Raw genomic sequence first — 273 nt, forward strand, 5'->3', positions numbered from 1 at the left:
CCTGGCGGTCGCGAAGCCCTTCACCGGACGAGTGGTGATCTTCGGCTCCGCCTCGGGCCCCGCCCGTGTGTCGACGCAGGAGCTGATCTTCGAGCATCACGCACAGCTGCGCGGCCTGCACATCGGCGCGCTGGCAGCCGCAGCGCCCGCCGCGTACCGCGATCTGCTCACGGAGCTCGACGATCTCATCGCGCAGGGCGTCTACACCCCCGGCTCCCCGCAGATGCACGCGCTCGACGAGGGCCCCGCGGTGCTCGCCCGACTCGAAGCCGG

At 72.2% G+C, this 273-nt stretch carries 1 protein-coding gene; it reads left to right on the forward strand.

Annotation, left to right across the window (positions count from 1 at the left end; translation table 11 throughout):
- A partial coding sequence (locus SB658_RS23925; RefSeq protein ID WP_410602819.1) for an MDR/zinc-dependent alcohol dehydrogenase-like family protein occupies window positions 1–273 on the forward strand: 273 nt, incomplete at both ends.

Origin of the sequence: Bacillus sp. SIMBA_008 (genome assembly GCF_046535495.1) — a bacterium.
GTDB lineage: Bacteria > Bacillota > Bacilli > Bacillales > Bacillaceae > Bacillus > Bacillus subtilis.